The sequence below is a fragment of the Agromyces sp. Marseille-P2726 genome (assembly GCF_902809835.1).
Classification (GTDB): Bacteria; Actinomycetota; Actinomycetes; order Actinomycetales; family Microbacteriaceae; genus Agromyces.
This window is the reverse complement of the sequence record NZ_CADDWM010000010.1, coordinates 1-22,557: the sequence shown is the minus strand read 5'-3', so window position 1 is coordinate 22,557 and position 22,557 is coordinate 1. Positions and strand designations below refer to the sequence as shown.

The window sequence follows — 22,557 nt, the reverse complement described above, 5'->3', positions numbered from 1 at the left end:
CGCTCACTGCCCCGACGCCCGAACGGGAGCGGATGTCCCGAGGAATCCGCTCCCGTTTCGTCGTCGCCCGGTTCCGCTCGTCCCTGGCGTCGAGGATCAGCGCCGCACGAGGTCGGCATCCGCGGCCTCGGCGGGGGGCACGGCCCCTGAGGTCTTCGACGCGTGCCCACGTCGGGAGAGCCGGCTCGGCCACCAGACCGCAGGGCCGATGTCGTAGGCCAGCGCCGGAACGAGCAGCGTGCGCACCAGGAACGTGTCGAGCAGCACGCCGAAGGCGACGATGAACGCGAGCTGGGCGAGGAACAGGATCGGCAGCACCCCGAGCGCGGCGAAGGTCGCCGCGAGCACCAGCCCCGCCGACGTGATCACGCCGCCGGTGAGCCGGAGCCCGCGGATGATCCCGGGCCGCGTGCCGTAGCCGAGGGACTCCTCGCGCACCCGGGTCATCAGGAAGATGTTGTAGTCGACGCCGAGAGCGACCAGGAACACGAATCCGAACAGCGGCACCGACGGGTCCGCGCCGGGGAAGCGCAGCACGTGCTCGAACACCAGCGCCGAGACCCCGAGCGCGGCTGCGAAGGAGAGCACGACCGTGCCGATGAGCAGGAGCGGGGCCACGATCGAGCGCAGCAGGAGCATCAGGATGAGCAGGATCGCCGCGAGGACGAGCGGGATGATGAGCGTGCGATCCGCGATCGCGGCCCGCTGCGTGTCGTACGCCACGGCGGACTCGCCGCCGACGAGGACGTCGGTGCCCACCTCGTCGAGCGACTCGCGCAGGTCGACGACGATCGCCTCGGCCTCCTCCGAGTCGGCCGGAGCATCGAGCGTCGCCTGGAGCATGACCCGGCCGTCGACGATCACCGGCTCGGGCGCCGGAGTGCCCGGAGGACCGAACGCCTGGATGCCGCCCTCGGTGACGGGAGCGGTGCCCGCCTCCGTGTCGGCGATGGCCGTGAGCGAGGCGACGCCACTCGTTCCGAGCGCGATGTCGGCCATGTCCTGGAGCGCGGCCTCCGGTCCGATGATGACGGCCGGCGACCCCGACCCGGCGGGGAAGTGCTCGCCGAGCAGTTCCTGTCCGTCACGCGCCTCGGACTCGCCCAGGACGAACTCGCTCGATGGCACCCCGTCGGCATCCAGCTGCAGCAGGCCCAGCGACATGACGCCGAGCGCCACCACCGAGACGATCCACACGATCCGCGGTCGGCGCGAGACGAGCCGGCCGGTGGCCGCCCAGACGCCCTTCTCCTCCGCGCGGTGATGGCCGTCTCCGGATGCCGCGGCATCCGCAGCCGACACCTCCGACGACGTCTCGCGAGCGGTGTTCCGCGCATGCTCGGGGGCGTGCGCCGGCTTGATTCGGCGGGGCCAGAATGCCGCCCGGCCGGCCCAGAGCAGGAGCGCGGGCAGCAGCGTGAGCGCGGCGAGGATCGCGAACACGATGCCGATCGCTGCGACCGGTCCGAGGGTCTGGTTCGACACCAGTTGGCTCGCGAGCAGGATGAGCAGGCCCACGATGACGGTGCCGCCGGATGCCACGATCGGCTCCCAGGCGCCGCGGATCGCCGCCCACGTGGCATCCCACTTCCGGTCGTGCCGGCCGAGGGACTCGCGGTATCGCGCGATGTAGAGCAACGCGTAGTCGGTCGCCGCCCCGATGACCAGGATGAAGAGGATGCCCTGCGTCTGTCCGGAGAGCAGGAGCACCTCGGCCGCGGCGAGCACGGTCACCGTGAACACCGCGGCACACAGCGCCGACATGCTCGTGAAGAGGACGAGGAGCGGCAGCAGCGGCGACCGGTAGACGATGACGAGGATGATGAAGACGGCGGTCAGCGCCACGGCGAGGAGCAGGCCGTCGATCCCGCTGAAGGCGCCGGCGAGGTCGGCGGTGAAGCCGGCCGGCCCGGTGACGGCCACCGTGGCGTCCGTCACGGGATGGTCGTCGGCGACGGCCCGCAACTCGCCGACGACGTCGGTCGGTGGCGCAGCGCCATCGGAGGCGTCGATCGGAACGAAGAGCTGCACAGCGACTCCGTCGTCGGAGGGGAGCGCGGGCGACGCGTCCTCTGCGAGCACGCCCGGCACCTCGAGCATCCGGTCGCGAAGCTGCTCGATGTCGTCGAGCTGGGATTCGTCGAGTTCGCCGTCACCGGCGGCGACCACGACGGTCGCCGGAATGGCGTCCGAGCCTCGGAAGTCCTCCTGCAGCTCGTTGACCTCGGTGGCCTCCGCCGACGAGGGCAGGAACTGGGCCTGGTCGTTGGTCGAGACCTCGCTGATGCGGCCGAACGACGCGCCCCCCGCGCCGAACGCCGCGAACCAGACGAGGATGAGGACGGCGGGGATGAGGACGCGCAGCCAGGTGGGCACCCGGCCGGTCGACGATGCGGCAGTCGTTTCCATCACCGTCGACGCTACGCAGCCGCACGCGCCGACGCTTCCATCGAACGATGGAACCTCGCCGGTCGATCGGGTGCGGTTCGCACCCCCGGCCGCGCTGGTCAGGCGACGGGCAGGCCGTGCCCCGATTGGATGTCGCGGATGCGCGCCAGCACGAGAGTGCGCAGCTCGTCGGGCGCGGTCTCGCGGCAGGCCCGCTGCACGACCTCCGTGATCGCCACGCCGACCCGAAGCTCCGCCTGGCAGTCGGCGCAGTTCTCGACGTGCTCACGGATGTCGGCGGCATCCTCTCGTTTCAGTTCGTGATGCAGGTATTCCTCGAGTTCGGCCCTGGCCTTCTCACAGCCGCAGTCGGTCACTTCTTGCTCCTCGTCGGTTGGGTCGCCTTCTCCGCCCGCGCGAACCCCTGTTCGCGGGCGTATTCGGCGAGGGACTCGCGGAGCATGCGCCGGCCACGGTGCAGGCGGCTCATCACGGTCCCTATGGGGGTGTTCATCATGTCGGCGATCTCCTGATAGGAGAATCCCTCGACGTCTGCGAAGTACACGGCGAGACGGAAATCCTCGGGCAGCGCCTGGAGGGCGTCTTTCACGGCGCTGTCAGGCAGGTGGTCGATCGCCTCGGCCTCGGCAGAGCGGCTCGAGCGCGCCGTCGTCGACTCGGCCCCGCCCAGCTGCCAGTCCTCCAGCTCATCGATCGTGCCCTGGAAGGGCTCGCGCTGCTTCTTGCGGTAGCTGTTGATGAAGGTGTTCGTGAGGATGCGGTAGAGCCACGCCTTGAGGTTGGTGCCCTGCGTGAACTGCCCGAATGCGGCGTACGCCTTCACGAACGTCTCCTGCACGAGGTCCTGCGCGTCTGCCGGGTTCTTCGTCATTCGCAGCGCCGCAGCGTACAGCTGGTCGATGAATGGCAGCGCCTGCTCCTCGAAGAGCTCGCCGAGCGGGCGGGACTCCTCGGTCGGAGGCGCGTCGTTCGGCGTGGTGTCGGAGTCGTCGGCAGTCATCAACGGCCATCCTAGATCGTCTGTCGGAGCAGCCGTCGGGCGTTCGAGCACTGCAAGCGGCACGCGCACCATCCCCTTCTCATCGCCGGACGCTACTGTTGATAACCGATGCAGATTTCGAGGTATTCCGCACCCGAATTCGATCCGTATGGCGATGCGAGGCCGACCGGCACGGATGAGGGGTGGCAGGCGCCCACGGCGGCGGGCCCGCTCTCGTCGGTCCTGGCGATCCCCGGTTCGAAGTCGCTCACCAATCGGGAGCTCGTGCTCGCGGCCCTCGGCGACGGCCCGTCGACGCTCCGCGCGCCGCTGTGGTCACGTGACAGCGAGCTGATGATCGAGGGCCTCCGCGGCCTCGGCACGCGGTTCGAGCGGATGCCGGGAACCGGCGGGTTCGGCGACGACCTTCGAGTCATCCCGGCCGACGAGCTGCTCGGTTCCACGACGATCGATTGCGGGCTCGCGGGCACGGTCATGCGCTTCCTGCCCGCCGTGGCGGCGCTGGCCCTCGGACCCACGACCTTCGACGGCGATGAGGCGGCATACCGTCGACCCATGGGCGCCACGATCGACGCGCTCCGGGTCCTCGGCGTCGATCTCGACGACGACGGCCGCGGCGCGCTCCCCTTCACCGTGCACGGCACGGGCCGGGTGCAGGGCGGCCCGCTCGAGATCGACGCCTCGGCCTCGAGCCAGTTCGTGTCCGGACTCCTGCTCGCCGCACCGTGCTTCGAGAACGGCCTCGACCTCCGCCACACCGGCGAACGACTCCCCAGCCTGCCGCACATCGAGATGACGATCGCCGCCCTCCGCGCTCGCGGCATCGAGGTCGGCAACCCGTCGCCCGGCCGGTGGACGGTGGAGCATGCGCCCATCCGCGCGGTCGACGTGCACATCGAGCCCGACCTTTCGAACGCCGCACCGTTCCTCGTCGCCGCGCTCGTCGCCGGAGGCCGGGTGACCATCACCGGGTGGCCCAGCGAGACCACGCAGGTCGGTTCCCGCCTGGTCGAGCTCCTGCCCCGGTTCGGGGCCGACGTCGAACGTGCCGGCGACCGCCTCACCGTGCGCGCACCCGATTCGAGTGCCGAGGGCGGCCGCGGCATCCGTGGTGTCGATCTCGACCTGTCGGACGCCGGTGAACTCGTGCCCAACCTCGTTGCGCTCGCTGCGCTCGCCGACACCCCGAGCACGCTCACCGGCATCGGGCACATCCGCCACCACGAGACGGATCGGATCGCGGCGCTCGCGGCAGAGGTGAACGGACTCGGCGGGCGGATCACCGAGCTCGACGACGGATTGGCGATCGAACCGGTCCCGCTGCGCGGCGGGCCGTGGCGCACCTACGCCGATCACCGGATGGCCACCAGCGGGGCGATCATCGGGCTCGCAGTGCCGGGCGTGGTCATCGACGACGTGGGTTCGACGTCGAAGACGCTCCCCCAGTTCACGCAGCTCTGGGAGCAGATGCTCGCATGACCTGGTGGGACACCGGCGACGACGAGGACGAGCCCGAGTTCGACGAGTCCGACGTCCGCGTTCGGCCCAACCGGCGCGGCAGCCGGCCGCGCACCAAGGTTCGCCCCGAGCACGCCGACGCCGTCGAGGGCACGGTGCTCGGAGTCGACCGCGGGCGGTACGCGGTACTCGTCGACGAGGGTGGTCGCGACGAGCGCGAGATCACCGCGGCACGTGCGAGCGAGTTGCGCCGCAAGTCCGTCGTGACGGGGGATCGGGTCGACCTCGTCGGCGACACGAGCGGAGAGCCGGGGACGCTCGCCCGCATCGTCCGCATCGGCGAACGCACGACCCTGCTCCGGCGGAGCGCCGACGACACCGACGAGGTCGAGCGGGTCATCGTCGCGAACGCCGATCAGATGCTCATCGTCGTCGCCGCGGCCGACCCCGAACCGCGGATCCGCCTGGTCGACCGGTACCTCGTCGCGGCTTTCGACGCCGGGATCCAGCCCCTGCTCTGCATCACGAAGACCGACCTCGCCGATCCGACCGAGTTCCTCCGGAACTTCGCCGGCCTCGACCTCCCCGTGTACCTTTCGAGCGCCGATCGGATGCCGCTCGACGAGATCACTCGGGATCTGATCGGGCACCGCACCGTCTTCGTCGGGCACTCCGGAGTGGGCAAGTCGACGCTCGTGAACGCGCTCGTTCCCGGAGCAGATCGCGCCATCGGGCGGGTGAACGTGGTGACCGGGCGCGGGCGCCACACCTCGTCGTCGACGGTGTCGCTGCGCGTGGTCGACGACGGCGGAACGGGCTGGGTCATCGACACGCCCGGGGTCCGGTCCTTCGGGCTCGGGCACGTCGACCCGGCGTCGATCCTCGGGGCGTTCACCGACCTGGCCGTCATCGCCGAGCGGTGCCCTCGAGGCTGCACGCACCTGCCCGATTCCCCCGACTGCGCCATCATCGAGGCCGTCGAAGCCGGCGAGCTCGGCGAGGCCGGACGGGCGCGGCTCGACTCCCTGCAGCGGCTGCTCGCGACATTCCGTTGACCCACCTCGGCACCGAGGCGACATCGAGGCACCGCCGACACCGCAGGCGCCCGACACCCGTTGACACCGCGGGCACCCAGCCGGCGTGCCTACGATGGACGAATGACGGATGCACGACTGGCCCCCGGAGACCTCGCCCCCGACTTCACGCTGACCGACCAGGAGGGCCGGCAGGTCACCCTGTCCGACCTGCGCGGATCACGCGTCGTGCTCTACTTCTACCCCGAGGCCATGACGCCCGGCTGCACGACGGAGGCCTGCGACTTCCGCGACAACCTCAACTCCTTCGCATCCGCCGGCGTCCGCGTGCTCGGGGTCTCGAAGGACGATGTCGACAAGCTCAAGCGCTTCGCCGAACGCGACCGCCTGAACTTCACGCTCCTCTCCGACCCCGACCTCGAAGTGCAGAAGGCCTACGGCGTCTGGGGCGAGAAGGCGCTCTACGGAAAGATCGTCGTCGGCTCCATCCGTTCGACCTTCGTCATCGGCCCCGATGGGCGCATCGAGCGGGCCCTCTACAACGTGAAGGCGACCGGGCACGTGGCCCGGCTCCGGCGCGAACTCGGCCTCGACGCCGCCTGAACCTCGGCCCGGCCTCACGCGCCGTGCGGCGCCTCGGTGTCGTCCTCGGGCGGTGTGTAGGCGAGCCGCACCGGTCGCCAGAGCAGGAGCCCGATCACCGCGACCGCGGGAACGAGCAGCGCCCAACCGACATCGGGACGAGCGAACAGCCCCTGGAACGCCCCCACCGCGATCGAGACCTGCAGGATCTGCCAGACGATGGCCGCCGCCCGCGACCACGATGCCCGCCGCAGGGACGCGATCGCCGTCGAAGCGACGCCCGCCGCACCGATCCCGACGAGGACGATCAACGCGATGGCCGTCGCGTACGACGACGGCCGCAGCGCGACGAGGTCGACGAGAAGCCAGACGGCCACGGCCGTCAGCGCGACCGCCTCGAGGATCAGCACGACGTTCACGATCACCAGGGCCGCCCGCACACCCCCGGAAACAGATGCCGCCTGCGGCATGAATCCGTCGGGCCCGCGGCGATTCACAGCGTTATCCCATTCACGACTATTGATTCGATCTCCCCGCTATGCGACCATTTATGAGGCCGAGTTGATGCTCACAGGGACGTGAGCCGATCAGTCATGATCCTACTTCCCGAGATTCGGCTTCCCCCACGCAGCTGCCGGCGACGGCTTGCGCAATCGTGCGCGTCTGCGAACGAAGTACACGCAAGGAGCATCTTCATGGATTGGCGCGACAAAGCTGCCTGCCTCACGGCCGACCCCGAACTGTTCTTCCCGGTCGGCAACACTGGTCCCGCCGTCGACCAGATCGAGAAGGCGAAGGCCGTCTGCGCCCGCTGCACCGTCACCGAGATCTGCCTGCAGTACGCCCTCGAGACCAGCCAGGACTCGGGCGTCTGGGGCGGGCTCAGCGAAGACGAGCGTCGCGCCCTGAAGCGCCGTGCCGCTCGCGCGCGTCGAGCCGGCTGAGTCGCCGACGGGTCAGTTCTCTCCCCCGTTGATCCACCGCAGCGGCACCTCGATGGTGACCTCGGTGCCGCTGCCCACCACCGTGTGCCAGTCGATGGTTCCACCCAGCTCGCCCTGGATGAGCGTGCGCACGATCTGCGTGCCGAGCCCCTCCCCCACCATGCCCTCGGGAAGTCCGGATCCGGTGTCGCGCACGAGCACTGAGAGCGCGGTCGACGTTCGGTCGGCGATGATCTCGACGTCGCCCTCCTGGCCCGCGAGCCCGTGCTCGACTGCGTTCGTCACGAGCTCGGTGAGCGCGAGCGCCAGGGGTGTTGCGTACTCGCTCGGCAGCACGCCGAAGGACCCGGATCGCTTGGGGTGTGCCGTCGTGTTGTGGGCCGAGGCGACCTCTGCGACGAGCAGCAGCGCGCGGTCGAACACCTCGTCGAAGTCGACGTTCTGCGTCAGCCCCTCCGACAGCGTGTCGTGCACGACCGCGATGGCGCCGACGCGCCGCATCGCCTGCGTCAGGGCCTCCCGCGCCTCGTCGGAGTGCGTGCGCCGGGCCTGGATCCGAAGCAGCGACGCCACGGTCTGGAGGTTGTTCTTCACCCGGTGGTGGATCTCACGGATGGTCGCGTCCTTGGTGATGAGCTCCTGCTCCTGATGGCGCATCTCGGTCACGTCGCGGCTCAGCACGATCGCGCCGGTGCGCTCGCCGCGGCGACGGATCGGGATGGCTCGCAGCGTGACGGTGACGCCTCGGGACTCCACATCGGTACGCCAGGGCGCACGTCCGGTCACGACGAGTGGCAGGGACTCGTCGACCACGAGCTTGCCGCTCAGGAGCTGCGTCGCCACGTCGGGCAGCGACTCGCCTTCGAGCTCATCATCGAACCCCATGCGGTTGAACGCCGACAACGCGTTCGGGCTCGCGAACGTGGTCACGCCGTCGACATCCAGGCGGATGAGACCGTCGGAGGCACGGGGAGCGCCGCGACGCGGCCCAGTGGGAGCACCCAGATCGGGGAAGTCGCCCGACGCGATCATCTGGAAGAGCTCCTCGGCGCACTCGTTGAACGTGAGCTCCTGGCGACTCGGCGTACGAGTCGCGCCGAGGTTGGTGTGTCGGGTGATGACCGCGATGGGGTCGGGTGCGAGCTCCGTGCCCGCCGCGGAGAGGCGACGCATGACGGGAACGGCACGCACCCGCGTGGGCATCTCCTCGTACCAGTCGGGCGCCGAGGAGTCGACGATCTGCGCCGTCGTGAAGGCCCGGGTGACGAGGTCGCGCCACTGCGACTTGATCGGCTGCCCGACGAAGTCTCGGTAGAAGAGCGTCGCTGCGCTCGACGGGCGCGAATGGGCCACCGCCACGAAGTCGTCATCGCCGGACGGCACCCAGAGCACGATGTCGGCGAAGGCGAGGTCGGCGAGCAGTTGCAGGTCGCCGACGAGCATGTGCAGCCAGTCGACATCGGCCTGACTGCTGCGGCCCTGTGCGAGGACGAGATCACTGAGGGTCGACACAGGTTCAGCGTAGTCGCCGGGTGAGGGCGTGGATGCCGCGCCCGGCCCCGCCCCTCAGCCCATGGCTGCGCGCCGCATCGGCGGGAAGGCGAATCGCCGCGAGCGCCGAGACTCGGGGGCGGGGAGCAACGCGTCGAGGGCGTAGGTGCGGAGCGCGGACCGCAGCGGGCTGCGAGGCGCGACATCGCGCAGGGTGCGAGCCGTGAGGATCGCGGCATCCGCGGCCCTGCCGTCGTGCGGGAGCAGCGTGGCGTCGGTGATGCCGGCGAAGCGTCGCAACGTCTGGCGCACCTGCGAATGCGCATCGATGCCGAGCGCGGCCGACCGCACGCGGTTCACGATGACATCGATGCGCTCCGCCTCGACGAGCTCGACGAGTTCGCCGTGCCCGCGCAGCAAGCGCGACAGGCCCACGGGGTCGGCGAGTCCGACTGCCACCACACGATCGGCGGCGGCGAGCGCGGCGAAGGTCGCCGCGTTCCGGCGCGGTGCGAACTGGTCGCTCGTGAGTTCTTCGTCGCGCTCGAGGCTGAAGCCGGTATCGACCACGACGTACTCGACCCATCCTCGGATCGCCTCGAGCGCCGACGTGACCCGATCGTGCGAGAGCTCGGGCCATCGGCTCGGGCCGACCAACCCGGTGAACACGTCGAATGAGGCGCGAGGCGCGGAGTAGCGCTGGGCGATGCGCTCGAGCTCCGTGCGGTCGAGGGCTCCTCCGCCGGCCAGGCGGCAGGCCGACGCGAAACCGGGAGCCTCGTCGAGGAGCCCGAGGGAGGGCGCGACCGCACCGCCGTACGGGTCGGCGTCGACCAGGGCGACCGCGTGCCCGGCAGCCGCGATCTCGGCGGCGAGGTTCACCGCCAGCGTCGTACGGCCGGGTGCACCCGCCGGACCCCACACCGCGATCACGGAGGCAGCGCGAGGTGCACGGTCGGTGGCGTCGCCCAGACGCGAGGGCACGGTGATGCCGCCGCTCACGAGCGGCTCGATCTCGTTCCACGCGGCCGATCGCTCGAGCACCTCGTGAAGCCCGATCTGCGCGGCGTTGGCTCGCTCGGAGTCGTCGCCGGCGAGTGCGACCAGCCGGATGCCGCGCTCGTCGCATGCGGCGAGCAACTCCTCGTTCAGGGTGGCTCGGCCGGCGCCCACGATCACCACATCGGGCGCGAGCACGTCGAGGCTCTCGAGCACGTCACGCCAGGCGAGGAGGCGTGCCACGATCACGTGGCCGTGCTCGACGACATCGGCGAGGAGGCGGTCTTCGGTGGCCGGATCGAGGGCGAAGGCGAGTCGTGCCATCAGTCACCGCTCACGCGCGCGGGCACGAGGTCGATCGCATCACCGGCGGCGAGGGCCTGGAGGAGCGCGGCGACCTTCTCGCGAGGCACGAGCAGCTCGACCGAGACGCCGCCCGAGTCGACCATCCCCTCGGGCTCCTGGATTCCGGCGATCTGCGCGCCGCCGACCAGCACGGCCGGCGGCTCGAAGGTGCCCCGTTCGATCTCACGAGCCGCCCACACGTCGACCGTCGCCCCCGTGGCGAGCGCGCTCGGAAGCGCCCGCCGGCTGGGCACCACGACCGTCGCGAGGCCCGTGCGGTCTGCGTCGTCGACGGACGAGGTCGGCACCAACTCGCCGTCGCCGACGGTGCGGGTGACGACCAGCCCGGCGGCGGGGATGTCGCCGGGGGCGATGTAGTGCGCCGAGGCGGAACCGAGCCGCACCGACGCGACCGCGAGGTCGTCGGCCTCGATGCGCGTGCCCGGCGTGAGCGTGCCTCGGGCGACGTACGCGTCACTCGACTCGTCGAGCCCGGACACGAGCGCCCAGACGCCGGTCGCAGACCCCGCCTCCAGCAGCACGCCGATCAGCAGCCGCGGGTCGAGTCGGAGCGCACCGCGATCACCCCGTGCCGGTCGACGAGCCATCGTCTTCCCTCCTCGAGCACCGCCGATCGGCGCCGACCACCATCGTCGCCCGAAACCGAGAGGACGCCCCGAAGTTATCCACATCCGAGGCACCCGCTGCGCAGCGGGTCGATAATCGAGTCATGACCCCTCCCGGTGCAGGCGACGAGATCGGCCGGTTCCTGACGGTTGCCGACGCTGCCGAGCTGCTGGCCGTCGACGTGGCCACCGTCGACGAGCTGATCCGGTCGGGAGAGCTTCCGGCCATCCGTGTCGGCAACGCCGGACCGTGGCGGGTCGAGCGCACACAGCTCGAGGTGTGGATCGAGGAGCAGTACGAGCAGACGCGCCGCTACTCCTCCTGGAATCAGGGCGAGTTCGCGAACGTGGCGGAGCTGTCGGGTGCGAAGCCCGGTCGCATCCGGCCGGTCGACTGACGTCGCCGCTGCGGCTCAGCCGAACGAGACCAGCAGCACCTGGCCGAGCGGCACGATGCGATATCCGTGCACGTCGGACCGCCGCCGCGGCAGCCCCGGTTCGTGCAGCGCGAGATCGACGTGGTCGCGGGCCACTCGGTCGAGGGTGCCGTGGACGCGGCCGTCTGCGGTCGTGAGGTGCACGGGGGTGCGGCGCCGGCACAGGTCACGGAGCACGAACGGCAGGCCGATGCGGTCGGTGAGGCGCGGCGACGACTCGGGCAGCGGGGCGAGGCTCGGATCGAGCTGGCCCGCGCGCGGCAGTATCGCCGCGATGGCATGCAGCGGGACGATGACCTGCGCGTCTCGACGGGCCGAGCCGACGTGTGCCGCACTCATCCAATCGCGTCCGAAGGCGAGCGGCCGCACGTCGACGGTGTGCCCACCTCGCAGCTCCAGCCGTATGGATTCCCCAGGGTCGTCGACCCCTGATCGGGCCATCGCGGTGAGGCGTTCCCGCAGCGTCAGGCGACCGAGCCGCAGCCGCTCCTCCTCGATCGCGAGCGCACGTTCTTCGTCGCGCTGTTCCTGGTCGAGCTGCGACTCGAGATCGTCGAACAGCAGGTCCCAGCGCATGGACGCACGTTACCTCGGATGTCGTCCTCGCCCGATCGTTTTCCACAACCGGCGAAATCTCTTGACACCGTCGACGAGCCGTCAATACGGTTCAGTCAAGGATCCCCGACGTCCCCCGATCGGGGGTGATCCCGTCGTCGGCCGTGAGGCCGCAAGCCCCCTCATGGAGCCGAGATGACCGCACGCCCTGCCGCCGGCCGCAACGTGGTGCGACGCACCGCCTCGAAGTTCCTCGACGATGACGACGAGTACTTCGGCCGCCAGCCGGCCCGGCGCAGCGAACTGCCCGACCCCGAGCCGTTACTGCGCAACCTCACGCTCTGCGTGATCGAGGTGCTCGCCGGAGCACGAGATCTCGACCAGATGGCTCGGTGGGTCACCGACGACGTGTACCGCAACCTGTCCAAGCGGGTGGTGCTCGCCTCCCGCGCCCGCCGGGTGAAGGGGCAGTCCCCACAGCGCCCGGCGTTCTCGCTGGGCCGCGTCATCACCTGCGAACCGGCCGACGGCGTCATCGAGGCGGTCATCATGGTGCATCAGCGCGCCAGGTCGCGGGCAGTCGCGATTCGACTCGAGGGATTCGACCAGCGTTGGCGCGCGAGCGCGATCAGCGTGCTGTGACCTTCGCGCTGTGACACCGGGCCTCGGTGCCCGAGGTCGCGCACCCGGTTCGGCATTGTGCGAACCGGGACGCGCGATCAGCGGCCCTTGCGCTCCTGCGCCCGCCGCTCAGCGCGATTCTGGGGCTGCGGGGCCGGTGGGCCGCCATCGGTGCGCTGACCGAATGCGCCCCGCGCCGGCGCGACCTGCGCCTGCGGTGCCTGCGCCTGCGCGACGGCGCGACGAGCACGCTGGGTGGCGGCCTGCTGCACCTGGCCGCGCTCGTTCCGCACCTCCACGCCGCCGGCATCGCTCGGGGCCGAGTAGCTCAGCTTCTCTTGGGATGCCCCCTGGCGCCCGAGGCCCTTGGCCTCGATGGTCGGGCCACCGACGCCGGCCTGCGGCGCCACCTCGACCTCGAGGTTGAAGAGGAACCCGACCGTCTCTTCGCGGATGGACCCCATCATCTGCTGGAACATGGCGTAGCCCTCGCGCTGGTACTCGACCAGCGGATCCCGCTGCGCCATCGCGCGCAGGCCGATCCCGTCCTTCAGGTAGTCCATCTCGTAGAGGTGGTCGCGCCAACGCCGGTCGATCACCGACAGCACCACTCGTCGCTCGAGCTCGCGCATCGCCGGGCTGCCCAACTGCTCCTCGCGGCGCTGGTACGCCAGCTTCGCATCGGAGAGGATCTCGCGACGAATGAAGTCCCGGTTGATCTTGCCCTTCTCTCCGGCCTCGGCCACGACCTCGTCGATGGTGATGCCGATCGGATAGAGGGTCTTCAGCTCCGTCCACAACGCGTCGAAGTCCCACTCGTCGGGGTTGCCGTCGGCGGTGTGCGTGTCGAGCACTTCGTCGATCACGTCCTCGAGGAACGCCTGCGTGCGGTCGTGCAGGTCGTCGCCCTGCAGGATGTGGCGGCGGTCGCTGTAGATCGCCTCGCGCTGGCGATTGAGGACGTCGTCGTACTTCAGCACGTTCTTGCGGATCTCGGCGTTGCGTGCCTCGACCTGCGACTGCGCGGAACGGATGGCCCGGGTGACGACCTTCGACTCGATCGCGACGTCGTCGGGCACACCGCGGGACATGAGGCTCTCGGCGGCACCCGCGTTGAACAGGCGCATGAGATCGTCGGTGAGTGAGAGGTAGAACCGGCTCTCACCGGGGTCGCCCTGACGACCCGACCGGCCGCGAAGCTGGTTGTCGATACGCCGCGACTCGTGCCGCTCGGTGCCGAGCACGTAGAGCCCGCCCGCCGCAAGCACCTTCTCGGCCTCCACCGCGACCTCGGCCTTGACCTGCTCGAAGACGTCGTCCCACGCGGCCTCGTACTCCTCGGGAGTGTCGACCGGGCTCAGGCCCCGCTCGTGCATGCGCTGCACCGCGAGGAACTCGGCGTTGCCGCCGAGCATGATGTCGGTGCCTCGTCCGGCCATGTTCGTCGCAACGGTGACGGCGCCATGACGACCGGCCTGCGCGACGATCGCCGCCTCGCGGGCATGGTTCTTGGCGTTCAGCACCTCGTGCCGGATGCCCTTCTTGGCGAGGAGCCGTGAGAGGTACTCGCTCTTCTCGACGCTCGTGGTGCCGACCAGCACGGGCTGGCCCTTCTTGTGGCGCTCCACGATGTCCTCGACCACCTGGGCGAACTTGGACTCCTCGTTCTTGTACACGAGGTCGGGCTGGTCGATCCGGATCATCGGCTTGTTCGTGGGGATCGCCACGACGCCGAGCTTGTAGGTGGACATGAACTCAGCCGCCTCGGTCTCGGCGGTACCCGTCATGCCCGAGAGCTTCGTGTAGAGGCGGAAGTAGTTCTGCAGGGTGACGGTGGCGAGGGTCTGGTTCTCGGCCTTGACCTGCACCCCCTCCTTGGCCTCGATGGCCTGGTGGATGCCCTCGTTGTATCGACGGCCGACGAGGATGCGGCCGGTGTGCTCGTCGACGATGAGCACCTCGCCGTTCATCACGACGTAGTCCTTGTCGCGCTTGAACAGCGCCTTCGCCTTGATCGAGTTGTTCAGGAACGAGATGAGCGGCGTGTTCGCGGACTCGTAGAGGTTGTCGATCCCGAGGTAGTCCTCGACCTTCTCGATCCCGGGTTCGAGCACGCCCACGGTGCGCTTCTTCTCGTCGACCTCGTAGTCCTCACCCGGCTGGAGTCGCTTCGCGAGGTTCGCGAACTCGGTGAACCAGCGGTTCGCCTCCCCCGACGCCGGGCCCGAGATGATGAGCGGCGTGCGCGCCTCGTCGATCAGGATCGAGTCGACCTCGTCGACGATCGCGAAGTTGTGGCCGCGCTGCACCATGTCGCTCGCCTGCCAGGCCATGTTGTCGCGGAGGTAGTCGAAGCCGAACTCGTTGTTCGTGCCGTACGTGATGTCGGCCGCGTACTGCTCGCGACGCACGGCAGGCGTCTGGCCGGCCACGATGCATCCGGTGGTCATGCCGAGTGCTCGGAAGACACGACCCATCAGCTCGGACTGGTAGCTGGCGAGGAAGTCGTTGACCGTGACGATGTGCACGCCGCGGCTCGTGAGCGCGTTCAGGTAGGCCGCGGTCGTCGCGACGAGGGTCTTGCCCTCACCGGTCTTCATCTCGGCGATGTTTCCGAGATGCAGCGCGGCACCGCCCATGAGCTGCACGTCGAAGTGCCGCAGGCCGAGGGTGCGCCGGCTCGCCTCACGAACGGCCGCGAACGCCTCGGGCAGCAGGTCGTCGAGCGACTCGCCGTTCGCGTAGCGTTCGCGCAGCTCGACCGTCTCGTGCTTCAGCTCCTCGTCGCTGAGGGCCCGGAAGTCGTCTTCGAGGGCGTTGATCGCCGCCGCGTAGTTCTCCAGTCGCTTGAGGGTGCGGCCCTCGCCGACGCGGAGGACCTTTTCCAGAATCGAAGCCACGAATGTTCTCCTGTAGTTCTCGGGCGCCACGTCGATCGCAGGGAACGTCCTCGAGTCGAACGCCCGGGCACGCCCGTCACCGCCGTGCAGACGGTCATCATAGCCATGCTAGCGGGCAGCGGGCTGGGCGCAGGCAGGAAGGCCCGTCCCGCCCGGGGCGCAAGAACCTGCGCGGCGACGTCAGGCGGTCGCTCGCTCGAGATCGGAGGCGGATCCGGAGGTCTCGGAACCCGCTCGATCATCGAGCCCGATGAGGCCGTAATCCCAGCCCTTGCGACGGTAGACGACGCTCGGGCGACCGGTCTCGGAGTCGACGAAGAGGTAGAAGTCGTGCCCGACCAGTTCCATGAAGTACAGCGCATCGTCGACGGTCATCGGCGTGGACGCGAACACCTTGCGACGGATCACCACAGGGCAGTAGACGTCGTCCTCCTCGCTCGCTTCGGGCTCCTGGCCCTCATCGATGACCGGGATGCTTCCGGTTCGCACCTTCTCGAGCACCTCGGGCGCTGCGGCCTGGACGCCGACCTCGGAGAACCCGAGGTCGGTCGCCTCACGAAGGGAGGTCGGCCGGCGCTGGCCGCGGTGGACCTTTCGGCGGTCCTTCGCGCGGCGGATGCGTTCGAGCAGGCGTGACAGTGCGACGTCGAACGCGGCGTACTTGTCGGTTCCATCGGCTTCGGCCCGGACGATGGGGCCCTTGCCGATCAGGGTGAGCTCGACGCGATCGGAACCGGAGTTGCCGTTCTTCTCATTGTGACGGGTGACTTTCACGTCGAGGGAGATGGCTCGTTCGGCGAGATGGGAGACCTTCTCGGATTTCTCGGCCGCGTAGGCGCGGAATCGATCGGTGACCCCCAGGTTTCGTCCGACGATGTTCAGTTCCATGACGACCTCCGTTCCACCGGCGTGTCACCCGGATCTGAAGGGTGGTTCGACCACGCCTGTCATGCCACCGTAGCTCCCGTGGGTGGCATTGTCACGGAGTCTCCGGTCGGGCGTCCGGATGTCGCGCGGATACCGGCGCGGTGTCTCGGCGAGCACCGCGAAACCCACCACCGACCCTCGGGCGACCCCGATCGCGCGGCTCGCCTCGGCGAGCGTGGCGCCAGTCGTGAGCACGTCGTCGACGAGCAGGAAGCGTCGACCGGCGAGGTCGCGATGGGCCTCGAGCGCGCCGGCGGCGTTCGCCCGACGCCCGTCCACGCCGAGCCCGGCCTGGTCGATGCGCGCCCGCGTGAGTCGCAGGACCCGGGACGAACGGATGCCGCATCGGGCGAGCAGGAGGTCGACCGGCGAGTATCCGCGGCGTCGCATCGCCGCCGGGGTCGACGGGACGGTGCAGACCTCGACCCCGGGCGCGCAGCCCTCGAGCGCGGCTCGGACGGCCGCGGCCAGCGCCGCCGCGAGTGGGGCCGCGGCATCCGTTCGAGCTCCGTCCTTGAAGGCGCCGATCGTGCGAGCGGCCACGCCGACGTACTCGAGGGCCGCCCAGGCGCTGAGGTCGTCGCGGGAGACGAGGGTCGGGTGGGGATGCAGCGCACCGCGGCATCCGTCGCACACCGCGCGGTCGGGCGTGCCGCATCCGGCGCAGGATACGGGCAGCAGGAGGGCGAGGGCATCGAGCGCCGCCCGCCGGAAGGTCGCCGCGGACGCCGATGGTGGTCGCGCCATCCGAACAGCCTCGACCTCCCGGCGGGACGCACGGGCGCGAACCGGCCCACCCGCTGCCAGTCGCCGACCTTCGCCGGGTGGGGAGGGACGGTCGTCAGCGCGCCTGCTGCGTCGCGAGCAGTCGGATGCCGCTCGCCCGGACCTGCCAGCCGACACCGCTGCGCACGTCGAAGTCGCCCTCGGCGGTGAGCGCCCGGAGGTCGTTGTTGCCACCGTCGATGCGCACGGCGTCGACGGGACCGTCGCGCTGGTTGGCGAATCCGCCGAGCTCCTGGGTGATGATGCGCGTCGTTCCGTCGGGCAGCGCCGTGAGCGACGCCACCGTGCGCGAATCGAGCCAGGTCACGTCGAGCGGAGTGCCGGCGACGTCGTCGAGCGTCAGCGGCATCGTGCCGAGTCCGACGGGCAGGCCGTTCTCGTCGCGCTGGATCGACGCCGCGACGAAGTGCGTCCGACCCCCGTCGGCGAGCAGCGCGATCATGCGGGTGGAGTCGCGCGAGACCTCCAGCGAGGCGATCTCCGACCCGCTCCAGGGCACGTCGACCTGCCCGCTCGTCGCGCCGTCGGGTGAGTACCACGCGAGTTGGTCGGGCAGGCTCGCCGGCACGGACCAGACGACGCCCTCGCCGTCGACCGCCGGATCGATGAGGTCGTCGCGCGGATCGAGGAGCACCGAGGCCTCGCCGACGCGTGCGAGCCAGACGCCCGCGGCGTTGCGGACCGCCGCCGACTCCTCGCCCGGCCCGACCGCCGCGCCCGACGGGGCGAGCGCGATCACCTGCTCGGACAGACCCGGGATGGGCTCGATGCGCTCCCCCGTCGTCGCGAGGTGTCCGAAGGCCTCACCGTCGAAGACGACGGAACGGGGGTCGACACGCGGATTCCGGATCGGCGGATCGGCGTCGCTCGGGATGTCGGGCTCGACGCCGTTCAGGGTGAGCTCCACGCTGCGGATCTCGCGGACGCCGACGAGGCTCGCCTCGAGCTGCTGCTGCATCCCCTGAACGGTGCTGAGGCTGTCGAAGGCGGCGCCCGTCAACGACACGTCGGCGACGCCGCCCGACACGGGCACGGCGGCCGGCTCGAGCGTGACGCCCTCGGGGAATGCCGACACGACGCCCGGCGCGAGCCAGTCGGCTGCACCGGCGATCATCGCCTGCACGATGCTCGTCTGGGCCGCCTCGCGCACCGCGTACCACCGGACGTCGGGGACGAGGTAGCGGAACGCCGGGTCGAAGAAGTACACGGTGTAGTCGTCGAAGACCTGGGTGAATCCGACCTGGTCGATGAGGATGCCGGGGGGTGCGCTCGAGATCCGCCACTCCCCGTCGACCTGCTCGAACCGGTACTCGAGCGGGATCGGCGTGCTCGAGTCGGGCTCCTCGTACTGCCCGTTGGGCCCGAGCGCGGCAGCCGGCGTCGCGCTGACTCGCATCAGCGTGTCGTCCACCGCCTGCACCTCGCGGTCGGCGAGCACGTCGATGGTGGCGCCCTCATCGGCCTGCCACTCGTCCCGGAACGCCGCCGTCAGGTACTCCCGGGCGACCTGGTAGTTGTTCCGCGGGCTGAGCGCGGCATTGATGAAGCCGTTGAGGATCTCGGACTGCGTCTGCCCCGCCACCGGCCCCGGCACGAGGATGTCGATGTCGGGAGGTGCAGCGGGAGGCACGGGGTCTCCGACCTGCACCGGTCCGGAGCTGGGGATCGCGGCGCACCCGGACAGCACGAGCGCGACGAGGGCGACGGATGCCGCGAGCACGCGCCTACGCATCGCGCACCTCCCGCCCTGCGGCATCCGCGGCCTCGACGTCGGAGGTCGGGATGATCGTCTCGGGCCCGTGGGAATCGGGGTCGGCGGGGGCCAGCGGGAGCGGTGAGACGATCGGGCCGGCGCCCGGCACGCGAGGCAGGGGGAGCCGGAAGACGCTGCCCTTGCCGGGTTCGGACCAGACGTCGAGCGTGCCGCCGTGGGCGACGGCGTCCTCCATCGAGATCGCGAGGCCGAGGCCCGTGCCGCCGATGGTCCGCATGCGACTGGGGTCGGCGCGCCAGAACCGGTCGAACACGCGTGCCGCCTCCTCGTCGGTCATGCCGAGTCCGAAGTCGCGCACCGAGAGCGCGACCGCCGTCTCGTTGCTGTCGACGGAGACGACCACGGGCCGGCCCTCGCCGTGCTCGATCGCATTGCCGATGAGGTTGCGCACGATGCGGCGGATGCGGCGGGGGTCCACCTCGGCGTCGAGATGGCCGCCCGGGGCTTCGAGGTGCAGCTCGCTGCCGTGCTGTCGTCCGAGCTCGTGCATCGACTCGATCGCGTCGCCCGCGAGGTGCACCAGGTTCGTGGGCTCCGTCTCGAGCGTCACGGATCCGGCATCGTACCTGCTGATCTCGAGAAGGTCGGCGAGCAGTCGCTCGAACCGGTCGGTCTGCGTGTGCAGCAGCTCGACCGTGCGCGAGGTGGGGCCGGGGAAGTCCTCCCGCTGCCCGTACAGCACGTCGCCGGCCAGCCGGATCGTGGTGAGCGGGGTGCGGAGCTCGTGCGAGACGTCCGACACGAACCGCTGCTGCATGACCGAGAGCTCGGCCAGCTCGCGGATGCGCGCCTGGAGGCTGTCGGCCATGCCGTTGAACGAGGCGGCGAGGGTCGCCAGCTCGTCCTCGCCCTTCTCGGGCATGCGAACCCCGAGATCGCCCGCCGCGAGGCGCCGGCTCGTCGCCGCGGTCGTGCGGATCGGCTCGATGACCCAGCGCACCAGGACGAGCGTGATCGCACTGAGGAGCAGGAGCAGCGCTGCGGCGCCGACGGCACCGGTGATCTGCATGAACGCGAGCGTCTGCTCGGCCTCGCCGAGGTTGTATCCGATGTACAGCTCGTAGCGCCCGGCCGCCGGCACCAGCAGGTCACTGCCGACGACGATGCCCGGGTCGGTGCCGCCGTCACCGTTCCGCAGCGCGACGGACTGCCAGTACTGTTCACCGGGGTTCTTCTGCACCTGCGCGCGCAGCTCGGGCGAGATCACCCCGGCGAGGCTGCTGCTCAGGAGGTCGGGCGGGGCGCTCGAGTTCGGCGGTGCGTCGGGGTCCCGGAACACCCCGAAGTCGGTACTGCCCGACACGCTGGTGACGGTCTCGATGGCGGAACCCATGAGTGCCTGCAGCGACGCCCGATCCGTGGCATCCGACGAGTCGAGGATGCTCTGCGCCGCGGCCGTCGCACTGTTCGACGCCTCCAGCACCCGCTCGCGCTGCGCCTGGAACAGGTTCGAGGCGACGCTGAACGAGATGTACAGCCCGATCACGAGGATCGCCAGCCCCGAGAGCGCCAGCGTGATGAGCACCGTGCGGAACTGCAGTGACCGCCGCCAGAGTGCGGCGAGGCGACGCGGCACCTCCCGCCACGACCGCGCGGCGAGTTTCGGGGAGGCGTCGGCCGCTGACATGGTCGCCTACGTCGTGGCGCCGGCCCGGTAGCCCACACCGCGCACGGTCATGACGATGCGCGGATTGTCTGGGTCGTGCTCGACCTTCGCGCGCAGCCGCTGCACGTGCACGTTCACGAGTCGCGTGTCGGCCTTGTAGTGGTAGCCCCACACCTGCTCGAGCAGCATCTCGCGGGTGAAGACCTGCTGCGGCTTCGAGGCCAGTGTGAGCAGGAGGTCGAACTCGAGCGGCGTGAGGTTGATGCGTTCGTCGCCGCGTCGCACCTCGTGGCCGGCGGCGTCGATGGTGAGGTCGCCGATCGCGAGGGTCTCGACGACCGGCTCGGGCGCCGGGCGCAGCCGCGTTCGGATGCGGGCGACGAGCTCCTTCGGGTTGAACGGCTTCACCATGTAGTCGTCGGCCCCCGACTCGAGGCCCTTCACGACATCGGCCGTGTCGGACTTCGCGGTGAGCATGATGATCGGCGTGCCCGACTCGGCGCGGATGCGCCCGCACACCTCGATGCCGTCCATGCCGGGCAGCATGAGGTCGAGCAGCACCAGGTCGGGCTTCGTCTCGCGGAATGCGTCGAGGGCACCCGAGCCGTCGGGGCAGAACGACGGCTCGAAGCCCTCGGTGCGAAGCACGATGCCGATCATCTCCGCGAGGGCCGTGTCGTCGTCGACGACGAGTACGCGTGGGGTCATCCGTTCGGTTTCGGTCAGGGCCGGGGCGGGCTCGGCCGGGGCAGTGGCTCCACTTTATCCGTTGGAGACCGTGAGCCGGCCGAACGGGCGCTGTGCGCGCGCCGCACGCCCGGGCAGTCGATCCTGCCCCTCCGGTCGCACGGCCGCTCCCGCAGAGCCGTCGGCGCGGGAAGAGACTGAACTGGTGGGATTCCGGTACGCGGAGGAGCGGGAGGAGCCCCCTTCCGGGGCGTCGTGGCGTCGGGATCCGGTGACGGACACCTCGGCGGGCGTGCGGGGTGGCCGATCGGGACCCGAGACGACGGCGCTGCTCCGCTGGCAGCGATCGGCGGGCAACCGGGCGGTCAGCGCGCTGATCGGCCACCGGGCACCGACGACACCCCTCGCGCTCCAGCGGCACCTGCAACTGCAGCGGGCCTCCGGCATCGCGGTGCATCCGTCGTCCCGGCTGGATGCGAAGGCGCTGCTCGCCCTGATCAAGCGCAGCAGACGCGTGCCCGGCTTCCTGAAGCGAGGTCTCACGGTCCGCGGCGGCGCGCTGCAGGTGGCTGGCACGCTGACCAGGCCCGAGGGCACCATCTCGGAGTTCCTGGAACCGTTCATGACGGCGATCGCGTCGGGAGACTGGCAGATCACCACGGCGGACTCGACCATCACCGTGACCGGGACGGACCCGACGGCACTCGCGTTCTCCCAGCTCGTCACGCCCCACCTCGCCAAGGGGCAACGACTGGGGTCGTCGTTCTCGTCGGGCCCCGGCGGGCAGCGGACGTTCGGGGCCTCCCCGCTCTACTCGAAGGATCGCGAGGTCATCTTCGGATGGACGGTTCCGGCCACGTCGACCGAGCAACTGAAGACCGGCCGCGGCCTCATCGTCGTCGTCCGACGGATCACGGTGATCGCCCCGTCGGGAAGAAAGAAGGTGTTCGTGCCGTCAGCCGACGAGGTCGTCGAATCGGTCATCCACGAGATCTCCGCTCACGCCGGACGGATCAGCTCGGGCTTGACCGACACGCACGGCACTCGATCGGTCGACGACATCAGCGCCGAGGTCGCGGAGTTCTTCCGCTTCTCCGAGGAGAAGGGCGAGATCACTCCCTTCCGTACCGCCACCAGGATCTTCCAGTTCGTCGGCGCGAAGTGAGCGGTCGGATGCCGCTCACTGGGGTTCCGGTGGATGCCGCCGACATCGCGAAGTGTGGAAACATGGTCACAATCGCCGGAAGGAGCCCATGCAGGTGTCGGATCACGACTGGAAGGCGCCCGGCGGAGGAGCACCCCAACCGAGTCCGACGGATGCCGCGGGCATGCCGCCCGGCGGCCCCTATGGGCAGCCCGGCCCCCCTCCGCCCGGG

Annotated in this window: 21 protein-coding genes; 7 read left to right on the top strand and 14 right to left on the bottom strand. The window is 70.2% G+C overall.

Going from position 1 to position 22,557, the window contains the following annotated elements; genetic code table 11:
* Positions 1-96 precede the first annotated feature (96 nt).
* The 3 genes from HUS56_RS03205 to HUS56_RS03195 all read right to left on the bottom strand — a co-directional run bounded on the left by HUS56_RS03205 (position 97) and on the right by HUS56_RS03195 (position 3,481).
* Positions 97-2,409 (bottom strand): MMPL family transporter, encoded by a 2,313-nt coding sequence (locus HUS56_RS03205; RefSeq protein ID WP_173921951.1) that lies wholly within the window; start codon positions 2,407-2,409, stop codon positions 97-99.
* A 98-nt stretch (positions 2,410-2,507) separates the two neighbouring features.
* A complete protein-coding gene (gene rsrA / locus HUS56_RS03200; RefSeq protein ID WP_173921950.1) occupies positions 2,508-2,765 on the bottom strand; it encodes a mycothiol system anti-sigma-R factor in 258 nt (85 codons plus the stop codon).
* Positions 2,762-3,481, bottom strand: a complete 720-nt coding sequence (locus HUS56_RS03195) for a sigma-70 family RNA polymerase sigma factor (RefSeq protein ID WP_254431260.1) — start codon at positions 3,479-3,481, stop codon at positions 2,762-2,764. Before HUS56_RS03195 ends, rsrA begins: the two co-directional genes overlap by 4 nt.
* Positions 3,482-3,517: 36 nt before the next feature.
* On the opposite strand from HUS56_RS03195, the gene aroA reads away from it, so the two are divergent.
* The 3 genes from aroA (at position 3,518) to bcp (ending at position 6,504) form a co-directional block, all read left to right on the top strand.
* Positions 3,518-4,888, top strand: a complete 1,371-nt coding sequence (gene aroA, locus HUS56_RS03190; RefSeq protein WP_173921948.1) for a 3-phosphoshikimate 1-carboxyvinyltransferase — start codon at positions 3,518-3,520, stop codon at positions 4,886-4,888.
* Positions 4,885-5,922: a ribosome small subunit-dependent GTPase A gene (gene rsgA, locus HUS56_RS03185; protein ID WP_173921947.1), complete on the top strand. Its 1,038-nt coding sequence runs from the start codon at positions 4,885-4,887 to the stop codon at positions 5,920-5,922. Before aroA ends, rsgA begins: the two co-directional genes overlap by 4 nt.
* A gap of 102 nt (positions 5,923-6,024) precedes the next feature.
* The gene (gene bcp, locus HUS56_RS03180) at positions 6,025-6,504 is read left to right on the top strand and encodes a thioredoxin-dependent thiol peroxidase (protein WP_173921946.1); all 480 of its coding nucleotides are present in this window, start codon (positions 6,025-6,027) and stop codon (positions 6,502-6,504) included.
* A gap of 14 nt (positions 6,505-6,518) precedes the next feature.
* On the opposite strand, the gene HUS56_RS03175 is transcribed toward bcp, so the two are convergent.
* Positions 6,519-6,980, bottom strand: coding sequence for a hypothetical protein (locus HUS56_RS03175; RefSeq protein ID WP_173921945.1), 462 nt, complete (start codon positions 6,978-6,980; stop codon positions 6,519-6,521).
* Between the two features lie 198 nt (positions 6,981-7,178).
* Between HUS56_RS03175 and HUS56_RS03170 the strand changes: the two genes are divergently transcribed.
* Positions 7,179-7,427, top strand: coding sequence for a WhiB family transcriptional regulator (locus HUS56_RS03170; RefSeq protein WP_173921944.1), 249 nt, complete (start codon positions 7,179-7,181; stop codon positions 7,425-7,427).
* Positions 7,428-7,439: 12 nt separating this feature from the next.
* On the opposite strand, the gene HUS56_RS03165 is transcribed toward HUS56_RS03170, so the two are convergent.
* From HUS56_RS03165 to HUS56_RS03155, 3 genes are read right to left on the bottom strand one after another with little or no spacing between them, the layout of a single operon-like run.
* Entirely contained in the window at positions 7,440-8,939 is a 1,500-nt protein-coding gene (locus HUS56_RS03165) for a sensor histidine kinase (RefSeq protein ID WP_173921943.1), read from the bottom strand.
* Positions 8,940-8,993: 54 nt separating this feature from the next.
* Positions 8,994-10,241: a regulator gene (locus tag HUS56_RS03160; RefSeq protein ID WP_173921942.1), complete on the bottom strand. Its 1,248-nt coding sequence runs from the start codon at positions 10,239-10,241 to the stop codon at positions 8,994-8,996.
* Complete coding sequence (locus HUS56_RS03155) at positions 10,241-10,870, bottom strand: SAF domain-containing protein (protein WP_173921941.1); 630 nt, start codon at positions 10,868-10,870, stop codon at positions 10,241-10,243. Before HUS56_RS03155 ends, HUS56_RS03160 begins: the two co-directional genes overlap by 1 nt.
* Before the next feature lie 122 nt (positions 10,871-10,992).
* On the opposite strand from HUS56_RS03155, the gene HUS56_RS03150 reads away from it, so the two are divergent.
* Positions 10,993-11,286 (top strand): helix-turn-helix domain-containing protein, encoded by a 294-nt coding sequence (locus HUS56_RS03150; protein ID WP_173921940.1) that lies wholly within the window; start codon positions 10,993-10,995, stop codon positions 11,284-11,286.
* Between the two features lie 15 nt (positions 11,287-11,301).
* Here HUS56_RS03150 and HUS56_RS03145 read toward each other — a convergent pair whose 3' ends face one another.
* Complete coding sequence (locus tag HUS56_RS03145) at positions 11,302-11,901, bottom strand: hypothetical protein (protein ID WP_173921939.1); 600 nt, start codon at positions 11,899-11,901, stop codon at positions 11,302-11,304.
* 174 nt (positions 11,902-12,075) lie between these two features.
* Here HUS56_RS03145 and HUS56_RS03140 point away from each other — a divergent pair, with 174 nt between their 5' ends.
* Positions 12,076-12,522 (top strand): Rv3235 family protein, encoded by a 447-nt coding sequence (locus HUS56_RS03140; protein ID WP_254431259.1) that lies wholly within the window; start codon positions 12,076-12,078, stop codon positions 12,520-12,522.
* A 77-nt stretch (positions 12,523-12,599) separates the two neighbouring features.
* Here HUS56_RS03140 and secA read toward each other — a convergent pair whose 3' ends face one another.
* From secA to mtrA, 6 genes are all read right to left on the bottom strand, one after another.
* On the bottom strand, positions 12,600-15,401 hold the full coding sequence (secA, locus tag HUS56_RS03135) for a preprotein translocase subunit SecA (RefSeq protein WP_173921938.1): 2,802 nt from the start codon (positions 15,399-15,401) through the stop codon (positions 12,600-12,602).
* 180 nt (positions 15,402-15,581) lie between these two features.
* Positions 15,582-16,289 (bottom strand): ribosome hibernation-promoting factor, HPF/YfiA family, encoded by a 708-nt coding sequence (gene hpf / locus HUS56_RS03130; protein WP_173921937.1) that lies wholly within the window; start codon positions 16,287-16,289, stop codon positions 15,582-15,584.
* 24 nt (positions 16,290-16,313) lie between these two features.
* Positions 16,314-17,075, bottom strand: a complete 762-nt coding sequence (locus tag HUS56_RS03125; protein ID WP_173921936.1) for a ComF family protein — start codon at positions 17,073-17,075, stop codon at positions 16,314-16,316.
* Between the two features lie 94 nt (positions 17,076-17,169).
* On the bottom strand, positions 17,170-18,846 hold the full coding sequence (locus tag HUS56_RS03120) for a GerMN domain-containing protein (RefSeq protein WP_173921935.1): 1,677 nt from the start codon (positions 18,844-18,846) through the stop codon (positions 17,170-17,172).
* Positions 18,839-20,515: an MtrAB system histidine kinase MtrB gene (mtrB, locus tag HUS56_RS03115; RefSeq protein ID WP_173921934.1), complete on the bottom strand. Its 1,677-nt coding sequence runs from the start codon at positions 20,513-20,515 to the stop codon at positions 18,839-18,841. The genes HUS56_RS03120 and mtrB overlap by 8 nt, the downstream gene beginning before the upstream one ends.
* A 6-nt stretch (positions 20,516-20,521) precedes the next feature.
* Complete coding sequence (gene mtrA, locus HUS56_RS03110; RefSeq protein ID WP_173921933.1) at positions 20,522-21,202, bottom strand: MtrAB system response regulator MtrA; 681 nt, start codon at positions 21,200-21,202, stop codon at positions 20,522-20,524.
* Between the two features lie 184 nt (positions 21,203-21,386).
* Here mtrA and HUS56_RS03105 point away from each other — a divergent pair, with 184 nt between their 5' ends.
* On the top strand, positions 21,387-22,346 hold the full coding sequence (locus tag HUS56_RS03105) for a hypothetical protein (RefSeq protein ID WP_173921932.1): 960 nt from the start codon (positions 21,387-21,389) through the stop codon (positions 22,344-22,346).
* Positions 22,347-22,557 lie beyond the last annotated feature (211 nt).